This window comes from Rania fehmarnensis, assembly GCF_056494185.1.
In genome coordinates this window covers 5,623,042-5,641,842 of record NZ_CM151398.1, presented here as the reverse complement: position 1 = coordinate 5,641,842, position 18,801 = coordinate 5,623,042, and the positions used below count along the sequence as shown (strand labels likewise).

At 55.6% G+C, this 18,801-nt stretch carries 14 protein-coding genes; 5 read left to right on the top strand and 9 right to left on the bottom strand.

All coding sequences use genetic code 11. The annotated features are described in order from the left end of the window. The first annotated feature begins 35 nt into the window (after positions 1-35). The 3 genes from SH573x_RS19275 to SH573x_RS19265 all read left to right on the top strand — a co-directional run bounded on the left by SH573x_RS19275 (position 36) and on the right by SH573x_RS19265 (position 5,503). On the top strand, positions 36-3,239 hold the full coding sequence (locus SH573x_RS19275) for a DUF1553 domain-containing protein (RefSeq protein ID WP_479349346.1): 3,204 nt from the start codon (positions 36-38) through the stop codon (positions 3,237-3,239). Between the two features lie 152 nt (positions 3,240-3,391). Then, positions 3,392-4,828: a DUF1501 domain-containing protein gene (locus tag SH573x_RS19270; RefSeq protein ID WP_479349345.1), complete on the top strand. Its 1,437-nt coding sequence runs from the start codon at positions 3,392-3,394 to the stop codon at positions 4,826-4,828. A gap of 159 nt (positions 4,829-4,987) precedes the next feature. After that, positions 4,988-5,503, top strand: coding sequence for a hypothetical protein (locus SH573x_RS19265; protein ID WP_479349344.1), 516 nt, complete (start codon positions 4,988-4,990; stop codon positions 5,501-5,503). A 178-nt stretch (positions 5,504-5,681) separates the two neighbouring features. Here the strand turns inward: SH573x_RS19265 and SH573x_RS19260 are convergent, their stop codons facing one another. Then, positions 5,682-6,419, bottom strand: coding sequence for a glycosyltransferase family 2 protein (locus SH573x_RS19260; RefSeq protein ID WP_479349343.1), 738 nt, complete (start codon positions 6,417-6,419; stop codon positions 5,682-5,684). A 162-nt stretch (positions 6,420-6,581) separates the two neighbouring features. On the opposite strand from SH573x_RS19260, the gene hisI reads away from it, so the two are divergent. Next, positions 6,582-6,962: a phosphoribosyl-AMP cyclohydrolase gene (gene hisI, locus SH573x_RS19255; RefSeq protein WP_479349342.1), complete on the top strand. Its 381-nt coding sequence runs from the start codon at positions 6,582-6,584 to the stop codon at positions 6,960-6,962. A gap of 148 nt (positions 6,963-7,110) precedes the next feature. Here the strand turns inward: hisI and SH573x_RS19250 are convergent, their stop codons facing one another. From SH573x_RS19250 to SH573x_RS19230, 5 genes are all read right to left on the bottom strand, one after another. Beyond that, entirely contained in the window at positions 7,111-7,926 is an 816-nt protein-coding gene (locus SH573x_RS19250; RefSeq protein WP_479349341.1) for an ABC transporter ATP-binding protein, read from the bottom strand. Then, on the bottom strand, positions 7,919-9,562 hold the full coding sequence (locus SH573x_RS19245) for an ABC transporter permease (RefSeq protein ID WP_479349340.1): 1,644 nt from the start codon (positions 9,560-9,562) through the stop codon (positions 7,919-7,921). Before SH573x_RS19245 ends, SH573x_RS19250 begins: the two co-directional genes overlap by 8 nt. 672 nt (positions 9,563-10,234) lie before the next feature. Continuing rightward, on the bottom strand, positions 10,235-11,623 hold the full coding sequence (gene sthA, locus SH573x_RS19240) for a Si-specific NAD(P)(+) transhydrogenase (protein WP_479349338.1): 1,389 nt from the start codon (positions 11,621-11,623) through the stop codon (positions 10,235-10,237). A gap of 181 nt (positions 11,624-11,804) precedes the next feature. Beyond that, complete coding sequence (locus SH573x_RS19235; RefSeq protein ID WP_479349337.1) at positions 11,805-12,758, bottom strand: dihydrodipicolinate synthase family protein; 954 nt, start codon at positions 12,756-12,758, stop codon at positions 11,805-11,807. 106 nt (positions 12,759-12,864) lie between these two features. Further along, entirely contained in the window at positions 12,865-13,530 is a 666-nt protein-coding gene (locus SH573x_RS19230; RefSeq protein WP_479349336.1) for a phosphatase PAP2 family protein, read from the bottom strand. Between the two features lie 243 nt (positions 13,531-13,773). On the opposite strand from SH573x_RS19230, the gene SH573x_RS19225 reads away from it, so the two are divergent. After that, on the top strand, positions 13,774-14,928 hold the full coding sequence (locus SH573x_RS19225) for a prenyltransferase/squalene oxidase repeat-containing protein (protein WP_479349335.1): 1,155 nt from the start codon (positions 13,774-13,776) through the stop codon (positions 14,926-14,928). 191 nt (positions 14,929-15,119) lie between these two features. Here the strand turns inward: SH573x_RS19225 and ggt are convergent, their stop codons facing one another. The 3 genes from ggt to SH573x_RS19210 all read right to left on the bottom strand — a co-directional run bounded on the left by ggt (position 15,120) and on the right by SH573x_RS19210 (position 18,694). Then, positions 15,120-16,847: a gamma-glutamyltransferase gene (gene ggt, locus SH573x_RS19220; RefSeq protein ID WP_479349334.1), complete on the bottom strand. Its 1,728-nt coding sequence runs from the start codon at positions 16,845-16,847 to the stop codon at positions 15,120-15,122. 49 nt (positions 16,848-16,896) lie between these two features. Further along, a complete protein-coding gene (locus SH573x_RS19215; RefSeq protein ID WP_479349333.1) occupies positions 16,897-18,147 on the bottom strand; it encodes an MFS transporter in 1,251 nt (416 codons plus the stop codon). A gap of 82 nt (positions 18,148-18,229) precedes the next feature. After that, positions 18,230-18,694 carry a PleD family two-component system response regulator gene (locus tag SH573x_RS19210; protein ID WP_479349332.1) on the bottom strand — a complete coding sequence of 155 codons (465 nt, stop codon included), beginning with the start codon at positions 18,692-18,694 and terminating at the stop codon, positions 18,230-18,232. Between the last annotated feature and the right edge of the window lie 107 nt (positions 18,695-18,801).

Below are 18,801 nucleotides of genomic sequence, written 5' to 3'. Positions count from 1 at the left end.
CTCAATTATTACCTCCCACACCTCTGGTTCTACCTATGCGCTACTCTTGGCTGGCTCTCTGGCTAGTTGCTCTCTTGGCCTTGCACACACGAGCCGATGCTCCCAAGTTGGACTTTAATCGCGACGTGCGACCGATCCTGTCGGACAAGTGTTTTGCTTGTCATGGTCAAGATGCCAAGCAGCGGCAGGGCGACTTGCGTTTGGATGTGGCTCCAGATGATCAATCGGACATCATCGTGGCGGGCAAGCCAGATGAAAGCCAATTGATTGCGCGCATCGAAGCGACCGATGTCGACGTCGTTATGCCTCCCCCCAAGAGCCACAAACAACTCAGCGAACAAGAACGCTTGATTCTGAAACGTTGGGTCGCCGAGGGTGGTCGATATGCCAGCCACTGGGCGTTCAACGTCCCTCAAAAACAGGTCATACCTGCCGATGCCAATCCGATTGACTACTTCGTCCAACAGAAACTGCAAGAGAAGAACTGGACAATGTCGCCGCCGGCGCTGCCTGAAACCTGGCTGCGCCGAGTTTCGCTGGACCTGACCGGTCTGCCTCCGACGGTCGCTGAAACCGATGACTTCACCACCAGCGTCAAAGACAAAGGTGCGGTGGCTTTTGAACATGCCGTTGATCGACTGCTGGCCAGCCCACGCTTTGGCGAACGCATGGCCCAAGAATGGCTCGACGTGGCTCGCTATGCCGACACACACGGCTTCAACAATGATTCTGCTCGCGAGATGTGGCGCTGGCGCGATTGGGTTATCGATGCCTTCAATGATAACTTGCCTTACGATCAATTTATCACTGAACAACTGGCTGGCGATCTGCTCCCGAGCCCTACTCTCGAACAACGCATTGCCACCGGCTTTTGTCGCAACCACGTGATCAATAGCGAAGGCGGCATTATCCAAGAAGAGTATCGTGTGGAGTATGTGGCGGACCGCGTGCGCACAATGAGCACGGCCTGGTTAGGACTAACGATGGAATGCGTACGCTGCCACGATCACAAGTTTGATCCGTTGACGCAAGTTGATTATTACAGCCTGTTCGCCTTCTTTAATAATGTGCCCGAACATGGTGAAGATGGTCGCATCGCCAACGCCGTACCCATGATCCCCGCGCCGACGCGCGATCAACAACACGAATTGGCTGAGCGATTAAAGGCATTGGAGAAAGTCGATGCCGAGCTAGACAGCCTGCGGCAAGAGTTCTACCAAACAATGCTTCGTGAGCAGTCAGCGCCACCGGCAGAAAATAATGGGGCTCCGGAGCTCACTAAATCCGAGACTTCAACACCGGCTGACAAGGTCGCCGAGGCCAGCACTCCTCTGCCCGCAGGCTCAGCAGCGGAGCCCAGCGGCCCCATCGCAACCGCTGACGCTCAATCAAAAATAGAGGTGCCCGCAGCCGCATTAACGCTGGACTGCGAAAGCGACCAACCCGCTGGCGATAGTTGGAAGGCGTTGGGTGAGCCCATGAAATTGGTGCCCGGAGTTGTGGGTCAAGCCTGGCGGATCGGGGCTGCAGGACCAGTTGCCGAAGTGCCTGCCGGCAAGATCGATCTCGGTAAACGTGGCACTCTATCGCTGTGGATTAAACCCGATGTCGATTGCCCTAACGAGGTGGCCATCCTCTCGAGTGTTAACTATCAAGGCAATAATAGTGCGCAAGGTTTTGCCAAAGGTCACGAACTGCGTTTAAGCGATGGTGAACTGGAACTGCGCACCAACGATACCTTTCCGGCTTATGCAATTCGCATGCGTACCGAGGGTGCCAAGTTGGTGGCGGGCCAGTGGCGACACATCGTGGTAGTTATGGGCGGCACCAAAAAAGCCGTCAACATGCAAGCTTGGATCGATGGCCAGCCGCAACTATTGCATACGACTTACGATGGACTGAGCGGCGACTCAGTGGCCGGCCATGCGACTTACAACGTCGGTGGAGAACGTACTCCACAAGCGCCGGCTTTTCGTGGCGCACTCGATCAGTTGCAATTCTATGCCGCCGAACTCAATACGGCTCACGTTGGTCAACTCTTTCGCGACAGCGGACTGCCCTATGCTCGCGTGCGGGTGGCTCAAGACAAAGCCAACGATCGCGAACGCTTATGGTTGATCGATGCCGCGCTGGGCCAGCAGAACAGCAACTTCGCCCAACTGCTCGACATCCGTAGCAAGTTATGGAGCGAATATCTGCAACTGTATCGTGGTTTGCCGACGACGATGGTGATGCAAGAATTGCCGCAACCCCGACCGACTTATGTACTCAAGCGCGGTGCTTATGATGCGCACGGCGACCAGGTCACGCCGGCCGTACCCGAGAAGTTGTTGGGCGTGTGGCCCGAAGGTGCCCCTCGCAATCGCTTAGGCCTGGCTCGATGGTTGACCAGTCCCGATCATCCGCTGGTGGCCCGTGTTACCGTCAATCGCATGTGGGCCATGCTGTTTGGTAGTGGCCTGGTACGCACGTTGGAAGACTTTGGTTTCCAAGGCGAATATCCCAGTCATCCTGAGCTGCTCGATTGGCTGGCGCGCGACTTTATCGAATCGGGTTGGAACACCAAGCAGTTCCTGCGCAGAGTAGTGCTCTCGCAAACGTATCGACAATCATCCACTGTCAAACCCGAACAATTAAGCGACGATCCGGATAATAGATATTTGGCTCGCGCACCGCGCGTGCGATTGACAGCCGAGATGCTGCGCGATCAAGCCTTGGCTGTATCGGGTTTGCTGCGTGAGCGTTTGGGTGGCCCGAGCGTTTATCCTTATCAACCCGAAGGACTTTATAAGGGGCTGGTCGTGGGCGCCGACTATCCCGGCACGTCGTGGCCAACCAGTACAGGTGACGACCTGTTTCGACGCACCATGTATACTTTCTGCAAACGCACGGTACCGCATCCGGTGATGCAAACCTTCGATGCCCCGGACCGCGAGTTCTGCACCGCGCGTCGTTCACGCACCAATACGCCGCTGCAAGCCCTCATCCTGATGAACGAGCCCGGCTTTTACCAGGCAGCTCAAGCGCTAGGCAAACTCATTACCGCTGAAGGCGGCGCTAGCGATGACGCGCGAATCCAGTGGGCGGTGAAGCAAGTCATTGCACGTCCACCTACCGCAGCAGAAAAGCAGTTGCTGTTGCAAGCCTGGCAAGCAGCTCGCACCACCAATCCAGATACATCCGACACCGTACTCGCTAGTATCTTGTTGAACTTAGATGAAACCGTAACGCGAGAATAACCTAAACCGACGGCGTTAGCCGCGGTTACCAACCTAAACCGACGGCGTTAGCCGCGGTTATTAACCTAAGCCGACGGCGTTAGCCGCGGTTATTGAATTGAGCCGGCATTAGCCGCAGCTATTTTTGAACACGCAATGAATTGGGCACCATCATGCATTGCCAACGATACGAACACAGCAGCAGTCGTCGCGACTTCATAACGCGCACCGGATTGGGTGTGGGCACAGCGGCGCTAGCCCAGTTGCTCACCAGCGACCGCGTGATTGCGGCGGACGCTGCCTTTCCAAATTTTGCGCCCAAGGCCAAACGCGTGATCTGCTTGTTTCAATCAGGCGGGCCATCGCACTTGGAACTGCTGGATCCCAAGCCGCTGCTGAAGGCTCGTTTCAATGAAGATCTGCCGGACTCGGTGCGGCAAGGTCAACGCATCACCGGCATGGTTTCGGGCCAGGCCCGCCTGGCTTTACAGGCCAGCAAGTATGCGTTTCGTCCTTCGGGCAACTGTGGGACTGAGATCAGCGAGCTGTTGCCGTATACACAACGCATTGCAGATGACATCTGCGTCATTCGCTCGATGAATACCGAAGCGATCAATCACGACCCGGCGATCACTTTCTTTCAGACCGGCAACCAACAGCCGGGGCGGCCAAGCTTGGGATCATGGGTCGAGTACGGTTTGGGATCGCTGAACGAAAACTTGCCTGCCTTCATCGTGTTGGTTTCCGTAGCCAGTGATGGCAACGCGGGACAAGGGTTGCTGGCACGCTTGTGGGGTAGTGGCTTTTTGCCCAGTCGCCATCAAGGCGTAAAGCTGCGCGGCAGTGGCGAACCGGTATTGTATTTGGATGACCCTCAAGAGATCAGTCGGTCGCAGCGACGATCGATGCTCGACAGCATTGCAGCCATCAATCGACTGCACCAGGCCGACAAAGGCGATCCAGAGATCGATGCGCGCATTGCTCAATACGAGATGGCCTACCGCATGCAAGCCAGCGTGCCTGAGACGATGGACTTGACCGATGAATCGGCCGGCACGTTGGCCCTATACGGCGAAGACGCTGTCAAACCTGGAACCTTCGCCCGCAATTGTTTGCTGGCTCGCCGGCTGGCCGAACGCGGCGTGCGATTCGTCCAGTTGTATCATCGCGATTGGGATCATCATGGCGATTTAACTGGCCGCATGCCCAAGATTGCCCGCGATGTCGATCAAGCTAGTGCGGCTCTGGTCAGCGACTTGAAGGCGCGCGGTATGCTCGATGAAACGCTCGTCATCTGGGGTGGCGAATTTGGACGGACACCCTATGCCCAAGGCGAAGCTCGAGCGGATAACTACGGACGCGATCATCATGGTCGAGCGTTTTCAATTTGGATGGCTGGCGGGGGCATACGTGGCGGAATGGTGCATGGCAGCACGGATGAATTTGGCTTTAACGTTGTTGAGAATCGCGTTCATATTCATGACCTGCAAGCCACCATCTTGCATTGTTTGGGCATCGATCATGAGCGTTTAACCTATCGTCATCAAGGATTGGATTTCCGCTTGACGGGCGTCGAGCCATCGCGAGTAGTGAAAGAGATATTGGTTTGAAACTCTGGGTTTCTACTTTGAATGTCGAAATTCGAACGTTGATTCTTGGTCTGAGGCCCCTCATTTGCTGTTGATTGACTTTACCTGACGCGGAGCGGTTTAACAGACTCCGCATTTTCAAGTCAACTCTCAATGACTAGCAAGTGAGGAGCAATCACGATGAGCGTCGCAACACGCGGTACAGTTGTCGGAACATTTGAATCTGCTACATCCGCCCAGGCCGCAGTTAATGAACTGCGTAGCTTGGGTTTTACTGAATCTCAAATTGGCGTGGCCTCGCGTTCATCTGGCGAGATGAGCGGCACGATGGCCAAGACCCAGACCGATATGGACGATAACGCTGGCGGAGGCGCCGCCACTGGCGCCGCTGTAGGCTTGGGCGCCGGTGCTCTCTGGGGTCTCGGAATTATGGCAGGTGTCCTGCCTGCCATTGGTCCAGTCATCGCCGGCGGCACATTGGCTGCCATCGCTGCTAGTGCCGCCACCGGAGCCGCAGCTGGTGGTTTGGCTGGTGCCTTGTTGGGCATGGGCGTCAGCGATGACGACGTTAAGTACTATGACTCCGAGTTCAGCCAAGGTCGCACCATCGTTACCGTCGAAGCCGGCACACGCGTTGCCGAAGCTCAATCGGTACTCGCCGCCCACGGTGCTCGCAACCGAGCCGGCCGCTGGTAACGGATTCAAGCAGCGGAATGCGTCAAGCATTTCGAGTTGAAACGTTGTAGCGGAATGCGTCAAGCATTTCGTGTTGCAATGCCGTAGCGGAATGCGTCAAGCATTTCGGGTTGACGATTATTTCCGCAATACGAAAGCCTTGACGGCTTCCGCTACCGGCTTCCGCTGCCAGTTTCCGCTACTTGACAGATTCACTCAGGCGACGGGCTTCGACCAACTTGGGCGAAGCCAGTTGCTGGTGAGACACATGCGAGATCTCGATATTCGCATGGTGTTTGCCCGATTTGGATGGCTGCAACTTGGCCATCGCTTCTTTGCGCATCATTTGCAAGCCACCGAAGTACTCTACGGTCGATTCTTGAGGCTCGGTCTGCGTGGAGAGTTTCTGTGCCCATTGTGTCAAGCGGTTGATAAGGCCGGCATCGATGCGCCGGGCGGTCGTTTGTGAGCGGGCAACGACCAGGCGCGGGTCCGAACGCAGCGCCCACAATCGCCGTAAATCGCCAGCATAGATGCGTCCGCCGGCTTCGGCTGTGAAGACGTAGTCGCCTGTGGCCATTGCCATGGCGGTGGCCATATTGGATTCGAGTGCGCGTTTTTCTGCGAAGCGACGATAGCGAATTTGCGGATAGCGGGCGCTCATGTCTTCGATGACTTCGATCGTGAAGTCGCGCGACGCATTATCGATCACGATAATTTCGAAGGCTGAACTAAGATCCGCCAGGCATTCGACCATCGCGTTCAAATCACCGGCCAGCCAGCTCTGAGCGTTCTCTACCGATAGCAGGACACTAACCGACTCAGAGCTCATCATGACGAATTGGCCTTCTGGTGCAACTGATAAAAGCGAAACAGCGTTGTATTGGCCCAGCCTGGCCGGTTGCCCGTGATCGGCATCCAGCTTCGCTTCCTGCACCCTGAGCCCCCTCGATAGCCACTCCCTGCAAGCTAACGTTTCGGCATTTGCTAGCGTGTGAATTCAACGCGCATCGCCAAGTTCGTTCTGTAGGGAGGATTTCAAATTTGCCAGTCGAGGTCTATTATTAAGTTTTTCGTCACCACCGCGCAGAATCGCTCTATGCAACCTAACTTCGAAGCTGGCCTCCTGCCGGCAATTGCACAGGATGTCAAGACTGGCCAGGTCCTGATGCTGGCTTGGATGAACGCAGAGGCCTACCAGGAGACGATGAGTAGCGGTTACGCGGTCTACTACAGTCGCAGTCGAGGCCGATTGTGGCGCAAAGGCGAAGAGAGCGGTCACCGGCAAAAAGTGATCGAAATGCGCATCGACTGTGACGCCGATGCGATCCTGATGCGCGTCGAACAAATCGGTGCAGCTTGCCACGAAGGTTACGCCAGCTGCTTCTTCCGCCAATTAGACGCCCAGGGCCAGGTGACCATCAACCAGCAGCGCCTAGTCGACCCCGCTACCGTCTACACCCAAAAACCACCGTCTTAGCCCAGGCTTCAGACTTCAGACTTCAATCTCCAATCATCAATCATCAATCATCAATCATCAATCATCAATCATCAATCATCAATCATCAATCATCAATCATCAATCATCAATCATCAATCATCAATCATCAATCATCAATCATCAATCATCAATTCTCGATCCTGCCCTCGCGCAGGCGAATGACGCGGTCGCAGTCAGCGGCGATCGATTCATCGTGGGTGACCATGACGATCGTCAGACCTTGTTCGCGATTGAGTTCCATCAGCAACTGCAAGATATGCCGACCGGTTTCGTAATCCAGGTTGCCGGTTGGTTCATCGGCTAGCAGCAGTGACGGATCTCCGATCAAAGCGCGAGCGATCGCAGCACGCTGCATCTCGCCGCCGGAGAGTTCACGCGGTTTATGACCGAGCCGATGCGATAGACCGACGCGGTCGAGCAGTTGCACAGCTTTGGTTCGATTGGCGGCCCGCTGCCGCATGTAGCTGAATAATCCTTGGCCAATCAAGATCGGCATCAAAACGTTTTGCAACGTAGTGATCTCGGGCAGCAAGTGATAGAACTGAAAGATCATTCCCAGTTGCTGATTGCGGAAGGCATCGCGATGACGGCGCGACAAGTTATCGATGCGTCGACCGTCAAAGTAGATCTCTCCTTCGTCGGGATTATCTAGCGTTCCGAGCAAATGCAGCAGGGTGCTTTTGCCCGAGCCGCTTTGACCCAGGATGGCCGTTACCTTGCCGCGTTCGGCTTGAAAGTCACAGCCGGTTAGCACGCGCACCTCATGGCGTCCTTTGCGGTAAACCTTCGTCACGTTACGCGCTTCCAACACGTAATCCGATTCCGCAGGCAGTGGAATGCGGCCAGCGATGATGGGATTCTCAGTGACGTCGACAGGGGCTGCCCCGTTATCGCGACGCCGAGGAGTGATGCGAACAGTCGAGCCTTCGACGATGTTACTCATAACGCAGTGCCTCCACAGGGCGCATCCGAGCCGCACGCAAAGCCGGCAACACGCTGGCAGCGACTGCGATCAGAACCGCACCGATAATGACCCACACGACCATCCACGGATATACAGCGGTGGGAATGCTGTCGAAGTAGTAAATGGTCGGATCAAAGACTTCGCGGCCCGTGACCCATTCCAGAATGTCAGCGACCTGATTGATGTAAGCCACGAACAACAACCCCAGCACACCTCCGGCTCCCGCTCCCACGGCCCCTAGCAGCACACCATATCCCAGGAAGATGGAGGCGATGCCTGGTCCGGGTGCACCGAGTGATTTGAGGATGCCAATGTCTTTGGTCTTCTCAACCACGATCATGAAGAATGTTGCCAGAATGCCGAAGCCCGCCACTGCGATGATCAAGAACAACAAGATGTTCAAAATGGTTGTCTCCATCTGAACAGCGGCCAGCAGTGGACCCTGTAGGTCCCGCCACGTGCTGACTTGAACCATCATGTCCATCGGAAAGGCTGCCCGCAGTCGATCGCGAGCCAGGTCCAGGTTGGCACCTTTGGTCAGGCGCAATTGAATCGAACTGACCGCGCCGATCTTGCTGGTCGGGTCGACCATGCCGCGCCATTCTTGCAACTTGTCCAGCGGCATAAAGGCAAACGTCATGTCGTAGTCGCTCATCTTACTTTCATAAAAGTCGACTACCGTAAACTTCTCGTTGACTGCTCGCGGCGGCGAGCCCGCGGTCGGAAAGGTCACCGTCACATCATCGCCAGGTCGCACATAATAGAAGTCCGTTACCAGACCGTCCGAGTTGCGATAACGCGAAGTGCCGACGCCAATCCCTAAGACAATACCCGCGTGCTGCTCGGAGCCCATATCGAAGACGTGAGCCTTGTCCATGTCCGCAGGCGTCGATGGAATCGCACTGATGCTTGGCACCGCCGAGCTATCGGTGGCTTGTCCTTCTTCCGTCGGTTCTATCGCAGCTAACTGATTGGCCAGCGACGGGGCTTGGGCAGGTAATTCGGTCACCGGGCCAGTGGTAGGGCCAGGGCTGAGCGAATTCAATTGAGCGCGAAGTTTTTCATTCATCGCCTCTTGTTCTTCGATCTCTGCTTGGATCAGTCTGCGAGTCTCAGCGACTCGTCGTCGATGTTTCCAGCCCGACTCGGGGAAGCCGACTCGTTCGGGTGCGTACCCGCTTTCCTGAAGATTGAAGTTGAGCAGCTTACGATTCTCGGGATGCGTCAGGAACTTGCTGAAGTCGCTGACCGTAGCATACGTTTGAGTATCGATTCCAATGAGATTGATCTGTCGCGTGACCGTCTCGCCATTGCATTGCATGGCGACGATTGCCGGCACATGCACCACAGTCGTGATGCCCTCCAGTTCGTCACCCAGAATGCGCCGAATGCGGTCGGTAAAAATTTGTGGATTCGGTAAACCGCTTGACGAGTGGCTCTCGACGATCACATCCGACAAGATGCCGTGCATTTTGTCTTGCATTGTGAGCGTAAAGCCATCCATCACACTATTAACGATGATCAGCGTAGCCACGCCCAGCGTGACACTGACAACCGAAGCCAGCGCGATATACCGCGTACGCAGATAACGCCAACACAACAGCCAGCGATACATGCAGCCATCCTTAGCTGATGAATTTGGAACAGATCGAGACCCCGCGCCAGCATTTCCTACCCCAGCGCGGTCCGGGTCGGAAGTCTAGCGAGATTTGAACTTGAGCGAAATGGCAAAAAATTTTGGAATTTTGGAGTGGGTCACCACCGACCTCGAGTCGGTGGGAGCATGACTGTCTAGCTAGTCTTGGTCTCGAGCTAGCTAGTCAGTCGTCGGTCCACCGGGACAAGGAGGGCGCTTCGCTTTAATCGTGGGCAAAAGAGGCAATTCTGAGGTATTGCAATGCTTAATCCGGGCTGGCTAGTGGAGCCAGCAGGCGGCACCGAATTGGGTGATCGAGTAGGAGTAGGAGTAGGAGTAGGAGTAGGAGTAGGAGTAGGAGTAGGAGTAGGAGTAGGAGTAGGAGTAGGAGTAGGAGTAGGAGTAGGAGTACGAGTACGAGTACGAAGTTCCATGTGCCATATGGTTACGGTATTGAGCGTCACCGGTTCGCTGGGCCGATGCGAACCCACCCAGCAGATGCTTGCGTTTTTTCGTACTCCTACTCCTACTCCTACTCCTACTCCTACTCCTACTCCATCGTCCCATCCGAGTGCCGCCGGAAGCGATTCTAGCCAGCCAATGAAGCGAAGCGCCCTCCAAGCTCGGTGGAGCCGTTGGCGCCACCAGCCCCTAAAACAGACGATTGAAACCGTTCAGGGCGGCGACGCGGTAGGCTTCGGCCATGGTGGGATAGTTGAACGTCGTGTTGATGAAGTACTCGAGCGTATTGTACGGCGCGGGTTGCTTCATGATCGCCTGTCCGATGTGCACGATCTCCGACGCGTTGGGGCCGAAACAATGTACGCCTAATATCTCCAAGGTTTCGCGATGGAATAACAGCTTCAACATGCCGATGGCGCGGCCGGTGATTTGAGCTCGCGCCAAGCTCTTAAACTGCGAATGACCAACTTCGTACGGGATCTTGGCGGCGGTCAGTTCACGCTCGGTCTTGCCGATACTGCTGATCTCGGGGCTGGTATAGATTCCAGCTGGGCAGTCGTCCAGTTTCAGGCACGCGCTACCCGTGCAACCCATTAAATGCTGCGCCGCGGCTCGACCTTGCATGTACGCCGCACTGGCCAGCGATGGAAAACCAATTACGTCTCCAACTGCGTAGATGTGTTCAACTTGCGTCTGGAAATTCTCGTTAACGCGCAGGTGTCCGCGCGGCGACGGGGTTACGCCGATGTTTTCCAACCCCAAGTCCTCAGTGTTCCCCGAGCGTCCGTTGGCCCACAGAATCACATCTGTCTTAAGCTGTTTGCCGCTCTCCAGATACAGTACGACTCCATCATCCAAGCCTTCGATGCGCTCGAAGGTCTCGTTGTGCCGAATCAGGATGCCCTGATCGCGCATGTGGTACGACAACGCATCGATGATCTCGTCGTCGAGAAACTCGAGCAGTTTTTCGCGCGTGTTGACCAGGTTGACTTTGATACCCAAGTTGCGAAACATCGATGCGTATTCGCAACCAATCACCCCTGCACCGTAGATGCAGATCGATTGAGGTTTGATCCGCAAGTCCAGAATGGTATCGCTATCGAAGATATGCGGGTGCGTAAAGTCGACGTTGGGGGGACGAAAGGGTCGCGAACCCGAGGCGATAACAAAAGCATCGGCGGTCAGCCGTCGATCCTTGCTGACTTCGATCGTATGGGCGTCGATAAAGCGGGCATGACCATGAATGACGGGGACGTTGTTGCGATCGTAGAACGTCTGTCGCATCGATTCTTGTTTGGAAATGATCGAGCGACTACTGGCTCGCAGTTGATCCAAGGTAGGATTGATGCGAAATCCAATGTCTTTCAGAATCGGATTATTCAGAGCTTCCATGATCGAGTAGATCGAGAACCGCAGCGACTTGCTGGGAATCGTGCCCCAGTGAGTGCAACCACCCCCGATGCGCGAATAACGCTCGATTACCGCCACGCGTTTGTCGCTCTTGGCTGCCTGCATGGCAGCCCCTTCGCCACCAGGACCGGTCCCGATAACGATTACATCAAACTTGGATTCTTCCATGTCTTGCTCAGGCGAAATTGTTTATAAGTGGAAATTGTAATGCCTCTTACCTGTAGCCGAAGTCGCCAGACTTTGGACTTACTTGTAGCCGAAGTCGCCAGACTTTGGATGCGTCACCGGCAGTTCGTCCAATCTCTGGCGAGATCGGCTACGTCGTTCGTCCAATCTCTGGCGAGATCGGCTACGTCTCATTAGTCGCATCACCGCGCGGGACGCTTGCCTGTTGATTCCACTCGTACAATTCTTGAGCAGCGCTGGCAACAGTTGATTCTTGTTGGCTGGTCAGTTCACCCAGCATCGGTAGCAACGGTCCGGTGTCGGCAATGCCGGCTAGCTCAACTGCCCGATGCAACACTCGGATCGGTTGAATGGAATTGCGCAAGTTCTCCAGCGGTTCAAAGCGTTGACGAATCGCTTCGGCTTCGTCGTAGTTGCCCGCCTTGACCGCGGCCAGCAGATCCATGGATCGCGATGGGGCTACACAAACGCAGCCGCTGGTGAAGCTGCCGATCCCAAAATCTTGCATATGCGTAATAGCAGGTTGTTCGCCAATACCGCTGACCACCAATTCGCCAGGAACTTCTTGCAGCACTTCACGAAGATAATCGTCTTTAGCTGGATTGTCGCGTACTACGGCGTATTTGACCCAGCTGATCAAGCCATCGCGGTACAGCTGTCCGACGACGGCTGCGTCGAGCCAGCGGTCGTGCTTCAGATACAGCACGATTGGCTTGCCATACTTTTCGGCGAACAGTCGAACACCGCGCGCGATGCCAGTGGCGTCTGCGATTTCGCGCTGAGGCAAAATCATGACGGAGGGAAAATTAAAATCGGCCAACACCTCTGCCTGGTCCATCATGGTGCCAAAGGCTGGGCCTACCGACGGGACCATCAGCGTACCTGCCGCTGCGCTCTCGACCAGCGTTTGTAGCAGCGAGGCGTATTCGCTCAGTCGAACATGGTAGAGAATTGCGTTACCGCCATACAGCAGCGTCGACACGCCGTTGGTTTCCAGATACTGGATTAAGCGACGATTCTGCTCTGGATCGATCGTCAAATCCGCTCGTCGCGCCAGCGGTGGCACTGCAATCACACTGCTAGCCAATCGCTCTGCCGAAATCGTATCAGTATCCATGTTGTCGCTCTAAAACCGTTAGCCGCAAGGCTTGGGAAGTAGCAAACTCGTTCGCGCGCAAGCGCGGGATGCGAGGTTCCCAAAAGATAGCACAACCCCAGTCGACTTAGTAGCCCGCGGCCCGACCGCGCTGCGCGACCAGCACCAGCCCACAGCAAATGCAGGCTACGCCAAAACCAGCCAATGCGTCACTGGGGAAATGAGCCCCACTGTAAATACGCTGAAAGGTTGCCAGGGACGCCAGAAAACAAAACACGATCGCCGCGCGGGGATAAAGCAAACTCAGCCCAATCGCCAGCCCCCACGCAGTTGCCGTGTGCCCTGATGGGAAGCTGCGCTGGCTAGCATCCCAAAAGCTACCGCTTCCCAAGAACTCCCACCCCGTAACATCAGTCGCCGCCGCCGCTCCACTTTCATCATAAGTGTAGGGTCGAGCCCGAGTGAAAGCGGCTTTCAGTATATTGGCGACGATGCCACTACTGGCCGTCATCGCAATCGCTCGCCACAACTGGGGTGACGGAGGCCAGGCCGCCAATGCCATGGCTAACAAGATGGCAGTCACTCCCGAGCCATGGGCGAATGCTTCGCTCAGCTCGATAGCCTTCCGCAAATCACCTGGGACTTGGTAACTACGAAAGTCCTGCGACCACAGATGATCTACTTGAATCAAGGGTAGCGAACCCAAGCCAGCAATGACCCCCACTCCCAGCATCCAGATGGCCAGGCGTTGATGATGGAGCGAGGTTGAAGTTGACGTTGCAGTGTGGTTCATATACCAAATTCTATTCGCTCCAGCGCATCATCCAAATGCCTATTTATGTGCCACTTGGTCGTCGCCGGTGATGAATTTTGTGCCACTGTTGCCGTTGTTGTGGTTGACCGGTGTTGGAAATATGTTGCCAGAGGTAACTGGCATGGTTGTTGCCTTGGCCAAACTCCCGTTACAGTAACAGAGTTGGCAGTCGCTTCGCAGTGACCGCTCTGCATCTATGAAATGAAGACTGAGGAAAGATCGATGTCTAGTTCGTATCGTTGGATGCCCGCTCGCAGGATGTTGGCTTGTGGCAGCTTGATGTCTGCGACCATCGTGGGTGCGTGTGGACTGCCTGCGGTCAGCTTTGCTCAAGACAAAGCCGCAGTCTCTGCCGGCCAAGCTCCGGCGAATGCGGCCAAGCTGATTAGCGCTGGAGTGGAATTCTTGCGCACAGCCCAGGCTGACGATGGTTCGTTTTCGTCACAGACCGGGGTGGGACCAACAGCGCTGGTCGCCGCTGCGCTACTATCGGTCGATGTCTCGCCCCAAGATCCGTTGGTGGCCAAGTCCTTGGCGTATTTGATGAAGAACGTACAAGCTGACGGCGGCATCTATGCGACTGGCTCGCGCCATCAGAATTATGATTCCTGCCTGGCCGTGATGGCGCTGGCCAAAGCTAACAAAGATGGCAAATACACCGAACCGATCAAGAAGATCGAAGCTTTCTTGAAACAGCAACAATGGGACGAAGGTGAAGGCAAGAAACCGGACGACCCGTTTTACGGTGGAGCCGGTTACGGATCCAAAGCCAGGCCCGATCTTTCCAACACAGGCTTTCTGGTCGAAGCTCTGCATGAACTGGGCCGCGATGGGGACGACGAAGCGATTCAACGCGCACTGCTTTTTGTCACCCGCTGTCAGAACTTAGAGTCTCCTCAAAATACGACGCCCAAAGCGGCCAAGGTCAACGATGGCGGTTTCTTTTATACGACCGCCAACGGCGGTGAGAGCATGGCCGGCACCGACGAAAACGGCGGACTGCGCAGTTATGGTTCGATGACTTACGCAGGACTGAAGAGCATGATCTACGCGGGTGTTTCCAAAGACGATCCGCGCGTCAAAGCCGCGCTGAGTTTCTTGGAAAAGAACTACACTGTCGACAATAATCCCGGCATGGGCGGTAGTGGCCACTACTATTACCTGCAAACCATGTCTAAAGCGCTGAAGGCGTTGGGAACTGATTCGTTCCAAGATGGGCAAGGGCAATCGCACACATGGCGCAGTGAGATCGTTAGCAAACTTGCTTCGATGCAGCAACCGAACGGCAGTTGGGTCAACTCCGAGGTTCGCTGGATGGAAGGCGACCCCAACCTGGTCACTGCGTATGCCTTGCTGACTTTGTCAAACTGCAAGTAGGTATTCTCTGCGATCCTCAGCGTCTCAGCGTTTAAAAATAAGAACCTACAAACCACTTAGCCCAGTGGCTAAAGCTACTAGCGATTCCATGTTTAAACGCAGAGTTCGCTGAGAACGCAGAGTTCGCTGAGAACGCAGAGAATACGCTGAGGAAGAATCGTCGACTCTGCGTTTAAGAATAGGGACCTGCGTTACAGCGCTGCGGCGAGGCTGGGGACGCGGGGGTCGGAGGCGGCGGTGAAGGTCTGTTCGATACGCTCGAGACCTTGAGCGACGGCCAGCGTTGAACCGCGGTCAAGTTGATGACCGTAAGACCGTAACTGCTCAACCAACTCCGCGGGTAACGCAGCCTCGTAAGCCAGGGTATTCGGCGACCATTGATGATGGATGCGCGGCGAGCCAATGGCGCTCTCGATGGTTTGCCCCAAGTCGAGCACGCGCACCAGCGTTTGCAAGACGGCGGTTATGATCTTCGGACCGCCCGCAGCACCACAACTCATGCGCAGTTGCCCTTGATCATCCAAGACGATCGTGGGACTCATGCTCGATAACGGGCGTTTGCCGGGCGCTACCGCGTTGGCTTCAGCACCAACCAATCCGAATGCATTGCGCACGCCAGGAGCCAGACTGAAATCGTCCATTTCGTTGTTCAGCAGTACACCTGTTCCAGGCACAACCAGCTTGGATCCAAACGAAGTGTTAATCGTTTGCGTCAAGGCGACTACGTTGCCTTGGTCATCGGCAGTCGTCAAGTGCGTCGTATGTTTGCCGGGCGCGAATAGATCTTCGGTCGAGTTGGGCGGCGTGCCGTGACCAGCTACTTCGGTCACACGTTTCAGATCGATCGCTTTGGCTCGCTCGGCCAGGTAGTCGGCGTCCAGCAACGTTCGCGGCACTTTGGCAAAGTCGGCATCGCCCAGCCAATAGGCGCGATCGGCCATGGCGCGCTTCATCACTTCAGCCAACAAATGCAGCCCCTGAGCGGGCGAGTGCTCGAAGATCGACTTCACATCAAACCCAGTTAACATGCCTAACATCTGCGCGATATGGATGCCACCTGAACTGGGTGGCGGAAAGCCGAAGATGCGTTGGCCTCGATAGCGACTCTCGATCGATGGCCGTTCGGCGACGTAATATTCAGCCAAGTCGTTGGCGCGCAGCACTCCGCCACTGGCCCGCATGAATTTGTCGGTCATCTCGGCAAACGGTCCGCGATAAAACCACTGGCTACCCTTCTCTGCTAACGCCTCGAACGTCTTGGCCAGGTCTGCTTGGACCAACCGCTCGCCCTGCTTGAGAGTTTCACCTTGCGGATTCAGGAACGCGCGAGCAGAATCTGGAAACTTCTTGAGCGTATTGGCATTAGATGCAAACGCGCGTGCCAGTGGCAGGTCGATCGGAAAGCCCCGCGCGGCGATCTCGGCAGCCCCAACCAGCGCCGCTTGCCAACCCTGTCGACCGAAACGCTGCGACAATTGTTCGAGCAAAGCTACCAGTCCAGGAGTGCCCGCCGCCAACGGCCCAGTTTGACTGAGCGCAGGCTCGGGTTGGCCATTGCGCATAAACGTGGCGGGTGACGAGAGCAGCGGAGCGCGCTCGCGCCCATCCAGCGCGAATACTTCGCCTTGGGAGGTGCGAATCAGTGCCAATCCGCCGCCACCTAAGCCTGAATTATGAATGTCGACAACCGATAACATCAACGACGCAGCGACTGCAGCATCAATCGCATTGCCACCGCGTTTGAACTCAGCCAGCGCCGCGCCGGTGGCCAGCGGATGAACCGTGGCCACAACTCCTTTGGTACCACGCGCGACTTTGGCAAGTTCAACGTTGTCCAGTTGGCCAGCGACCCGCTGGATACCTAGGCTCGAAATCATTCCCGAAGCCAACAGTGACGCAGTGAACTGTCGACGATCCATTTCGCTACCTTGAGTTGCTGGGACTTCAGTTGTTCAGAGATAACATGCCTCAACCCAATTCCGCTTTGGGGCGGATCATCAATACCAGGCCGGCTGAGAAAAGTGTAGCTACGGCTACAATTGTGAAAAACACGTTGTCGCCCCAGTTGTTGTCTTTGCACCAACCGTAAATCCAATCAGCAAAGCCGCCGCAGCTGATACTTACGAAGTTCATAATTCCGTATCCCGTGGCCCGCAAATCCGGTCGGGCTATCTGGCTGAGAATCGGCATGTTGTTGCAGTCAAAAAATCCCCAGCCGATACCAAACAGGATCAAGAACAGCACGATCACCGTGACCGATGGTGCATATCCGATGCCCAACAGCGCGGGAACCAGCATGATCATGCCCATCGCACTAACGTTAATGCGACCACGAACAGTCCGACGCATCAGCGTGTCAGCCAACAGGCCACCCAAAAAGGCACCGATCAGAGCGGCGATGTTGACGTATACGGTGGCATAAACGCCGGCAGCGCCTTGTGTCAGATGAAAACGATCTTTCAGAATCGAAGGCATCCAATCCTTGACCACCCAGCCCGCGATGGCTGGCAGGGTGAAGTAGAGCACCAGGAAATAAAACGATGGATTAGTGAATAGATCACTTAGCCGGCCGCGGCGATTGGGCTGGTGCTCATCGTTGGCGGAGGTGATGGCCAACAGGCTCTTGGGCACATCGCGGAGCATCAAGAGTAGCGGCAAAGAATAAACAACGCCCACGGCCCCGGCTATAAAGAACGTCCTTCGCCAACCCAACATCGGTGAATCCGCGGCGTACCCGGTAAAGCCGCCCAGAATCAGTGCCGTATAAATGGCCGTTTGATGGATGCCGATCGCCCGCGAACGCGTAGCCCGCGTGTGATAATCGGCAATCAATGCCAAGGCGGCGGGAATGTAAAAAGCTTCGCTAATGCCCATTAAAGCTCGGGCCAGCAGCAATTGATTAAACGTGGTGGCTTGACCGGTCAAGCAAGTGACCAGGCTCCACACAAACAGGCTGGCGCAAATGATCCAGCGTCGCGAATATCGATCGGCAAAGTATCCGCCAAATGGACTAAGACCTGCATAGACCCATTTGAAGCTAGCGAGCATGATGCCCCAGTTCGCTTGCAGAGCGATCGATGGAATTTCATCCATGATCGAACTCTTCATCGTCGCTATCATCTGCCGATCCAAGTAGTTCAGCAGCGCTACGGGCCAGAGCAGCATCACGACGGTCCAGATGTAGCTCGTCTTGGTAATCTCGCGATCGTCGGTGGGCATAATAAAACTTCAAACGGCGGCGGCAATACGCGACGATTAATTATGGCGACTGATTATGGGGATGACTGGTGGAGAGGATCGATCAGTCCAGCTTGATCCAATCTTTGGAAGCTTGATCATGCGGAACTGGAGGGCTAGCGCGCCTTTGGGCCAGGTGAGGCATCCAGAGTGCCTTGTCGACCAGTTCCAACAATTCGTGCGGATCGAGCGAACGCAGCGCGCAGTAGACACCACCTTGAGCCTGCAAGCTAGCGGCCCAGTGACTGGACATCTGTGGCACCAGAAAAATGATGGGAATCTCACGATGAGCTTCGACCGATCGCAATCGCGATGCGAACTCACAGCCCTGCTCCAGTTGATCAATCCCCAAGACAATCAAGTCGATCGTCTCGCGCTGGAGCGCTTGTTGGGCGACTTCTTCGGTTCGCGCCAGCGTGGCTCGATGTCCTTGCAGGTCCAGAGCCGCACCGATGGCCGTCAGTAACAACGCGTCGGCTTCGATGACCAGAACGTTGGCAGTTGTATGTGCTTTGTGAAATCGTTCCATATGTTCTAACCGCTGCTGTTCTACCAAGGGAAGGCTTCAACAAGCCAAGTTTGCGCTGCCGGTAGGCCTCGCCTGACCGTTAGCCTATCGCTAAAATCCTGTTGAAG

What these genes read in the sequence shown, in the direction of transcription:
- SH573x_RS19225 (WP_479349335.1), top strand. Translation starts at nt 13,774, where the DNA reads ATGTCTAGTTCGTATCGTTGGATGCCCGCTCGCAGGATGTTGGCTTGT.
- SH573x_RS19275 (WP_479349346.1), top strand. Translation starts at nt 36, where the DNA reads ATGCGCTACTCTTGGCTGGCTCTCTGGCTAGTTGCTCTCTTGGCCTTG.
- ggt (WP_479349334.1), bottom strand. Translation starts at nt 16,847, where the DNA reads ATGGATCGTCGACAGTTCACTGCGTCACTGTTGGCTTCGGGAATGATT.
- SH573x_RS19215 (WP_479349333.1), bottom strand. Translation starts at nt 18,147, where the DNA reads ATGCCCACCGACGATCGCGAGATTACCAAGACGAGCTACATCTGGACC.
- hisI (WP_479349342.1), top strand. Translation starts at nt 6,582, where the DNA reads ATGCAACCTAACTTCGAAGCTGGCCTCCTGCCGGCAATTGCACAGGAT.
- SH573x_RS19235 (WP_479349337.1), bottom strand. Translation starts at nt 12,758, where the DNA reads ATGGATACTGATACGATTTCGGCAGAGCGATTGGCTAGCAGTGTGATT.
- SH573x_RS19245 (WP_479349340.1), bottom strand. Translation starts at nt 9,562, where the DNA reads ATGTATCGCTGGCTGTTGTGTTGGCGTTATCTGCGTACGCGGTATATC.
- SH573x_RS19230 (WP_479349336.1), bottom strand. Translation starts at nt 13,530, where the DNA reads ATGAACCACACTGCAACGTCAACTTCAACCTCGCTCCATCATCAACGC.
- SH573x_RS19265 (WP_479349344.1), top strand. Translation starts at nt 4,988, where the DNA reads ATGAGCGTCGCAACACGCGGTACAGTTGTCGGAACATTTGAATCTGCT.
- sthA (WP_479349338.1), bottom strand. Translation starts at nt 11,623, where the DNA reads ATGGAAGAATCCAAGTTTGATGTAATCGTTATCGGGACCGGTCCTGGT.
- SH573x_RS19250 (WP_479349341.1), bottom strand. Translation starts at nt 7,926, where the DNA reads ATGAGTAACATCGTCGAAGGCTCGACTGTTCGCATCACTCCTCGGCGT.
- SH573x_RS19210 (WP_479349332.1), bottom strand. Translation starts at nt 18,694, where the DNA reads ATGGAACGATTTCACAAAGCACATACAACTGCCAACGTTCTGGTCATC.
- SH573x_RS19270 (WP_479349345.1), top strand. Translation starts at nt 3,392, where the DNA reads ATGCATTGCCAACGATACGAACACAGCAGCAGTCGTCGCGACTTCATA.